The 2,419-nt window shown below is 71.1% G+C and carries 1 pseudogene; it reads right to left on the bottom strand.

Annotated features, from left to right (window positions below):
• Positions 1–2,321 (bottom strand): annotated as a pseudogene (locus tag GA0115259_RS38340) (hypothetical protein); the annotation flags it as partial.
• Positions 2,322–2,419 lie beyond the last annotated feature (98 nt).

Genomic DNA, 2,419 nt, shown 5'->3' with positions numbered 1-2,419 from the left:
CCCGCCGCTCCCCCGCCGCCGCCCGAGGCGGATCCGGAACCCGTGGAGTCCGGGCCCTCCTCCGGCGGGGTCTTCCCGGCCTGGGCCGCGATGGTGGCGGCGGCCTGGACGGTCTGGGCGCGCAGGGCCTTCGGCAGCGGCGCGTATCCCTCGGGCAGTTCGCCCGCCGCGACACCGGGCCGCTGGCCGTCGCCCGCCGCGTAGGTGAGGAACTCGGCGTAGTCCTTGCCCTCGGCGGCGGTCAGCCGGGAGGGCACGGTCGCCGCGTAGGTGAGCGAGGTGAGCGGATAGGCGCCCTTGGCCTTGGTGGCCGGCGCGGCCTCGGCCACCGACTTGACCGGTCCCGGACGCATCGCCGCCTGGCCCGCCAGCAGGCCCGCGTTGGTCGGCGCGACATACTGCCCGGCGCCGTTGCGGAGCTGGGCCGGGATCAGTCCGTAGCGCAGGGCCGTCGCGTTGTCGGCCAGGGCGAGCATGGCGCGCTGTCCGGCCGGCTGCGGCGGGTCCTTCTTGTACGCGGGCGGGGAGGTGGTCTTGTCCCAGGAGGTACGGGCCAGCGATTCGCCGCGGCCCGCGGCACGGGCGGCGCCGTGCATGTCCAGGGTGTACGGATGCTTGTCCTGGATGCAGAGCGGATTGTCGGGATGGTCCTCGAACTGCTGGCAGAACGGATCGCTCTTGGGGAAGTGGTCGACCGGAAGATCGAGCTTCTCGTAGTGCAGGTTGACCGTCATCCCGGAGTTGGCCGCGTCACCGTATTTGCCCTTGTTGTCGGGGGTGCCGTCGAGGAACTCGCGCGCCGCCGGATCCTGGTCCACCCAGTTCCACAGCAGCCGCGCGGAGTCCGAGAGCGCCTCGGGCACGAGGATGTCGCCGAACTTGCCGCCGAAGTCGAGATGGGCGTACTCGGGGTTGAGCCGGGTGAACTCCGGGTCGCGGCCCAGGTTGAACGGATTCTTCTCGGTGCTCGGCGCGAAGCGGGAGTTGCCGTCCTGGTACGACTCGGTCAGCAGCTTGGCCACCAGACGCTGGCTGAGCTTGAGCGAGGTGATCCTGCGGCCGTTGCGCGCCTTGACCTCGTCCGGTGCGGAGGACGGCGCCTGGCTCTCCACGAGAAAGCCGATGGTGAGCCCGGACAGGGCCACCGGCGCGTACACCGGTGTCTGGTCAGCCGGTATCTGATCGGCGGTGGCCGGCTCGTTCAGGAACACCATGCCCGGGGTGCCCGAGCCGAGCTTCCCTCGCGCGGTCGTGTCGGTCACCTGGGCATAGCCGAAGATCGTCTTGCCGCCGGTCTGGCACAGGGCGGGCTGCCAGCGGCTGACGGCCTCGGCGACCATCTCGTTGCCGAGTGTGGGACGTTCGTCGGCGCCGAGCGGGCAGAAGTTGCCGAGCGGCTCGAAGTGCAGCGGGACGACCAGCCGCTGGGCCCAGTTGGTCGCGGAGAGCGGCGAGGACTGGAGGAGGCCGCTGGACTGGGCCGTGTACCGGGTGCCGTTGACCTCGGTCTCGCCGCGCGGTACGACCACCAGCCAGCACTGCCGGCCCTCGGTCTGGGCGGTGTCCCCGGCCTTGGCCTCACCGCAGCCGAGACCGGGCGCCTCCAGGGCGGTCTGGGCCTCGAAGTACACCTCGCCGGTGCCGTCGGGGTTGGTACGGGCGTACGGGACCTCGTTCGTGGTGTTGGAGTCGAAGAAGTCGTTGGAGTTGCCGGTCGGGGTGATCTGGCCGCCCACCGAGTGGAACGCCACATAGGAGATCCCGGAGGGCGACGGAGGCGGCATGGTCTGGTTCTCGTCGGAGAGAGAGCCGTAGCTGAGCTGACGGGTGTTGGTGTACGCGCCCGCCGCCTGGTTGCCGGATCCGGGGCCGAGCGCAGAGGAGCCGCCGAACTGGCACTGCTCCGGGTCGGGTCCCGCCTTGTCGTCGCCCCAGCACTGCATGATCTGGAGGTAGTCGGCGGCGTAGGCGGTGTCCGAGACGGTCGGCGTCGCGCCGGTCCAGGAGACCTTGACGACCTGGTTGACCAGATGCCTGGTCTGCTCGACCGTGACCTTGAGCTTCGCGAAGTCACCCTTGCCGGTGACGGTCACCGGTGAGCTGCCCGAGGCGGGATTGTCGGCCGCGCCCGCCGCGTCGGCGCCCGCGCCGACGAAGGCACCGGCGCTCAGGGCGCAGCAGAGCGCGAGGACGGCGACGGTGAGCGCCCGGTGGGCACGGGTGAACCGCGCGCTGAACCGGGTGCGGCTGATCCGGGTGCGGGTGGACTCGGTGCCGGTGTCGGGGCCGGTGCCGGTGGACTCGGTTCCGGGGATTCTCATGACGTCTGCTTCCTCGCCGTCAGATAGCGGGACAGCAGCGGAGGGCCGACCGTGACCGCCACCAGCAGCAGGGCGGCCAGCACCATCAGCGCGAGCCG

Source organism: Streptomyces sp. MnatMP-M17 (assembly GCF_900091995.1).
Taxonomy (GTDB): domain Bacteria; phylum Actinomycetota; class Actinomycetes; order Streptomycetales; family Streptomycetaceae; genus Streptomyces.
Note: the sequence above shows the minus strand (reverse complement) of the source record. Positions and strands in the feature narration are given on the sequence as shown.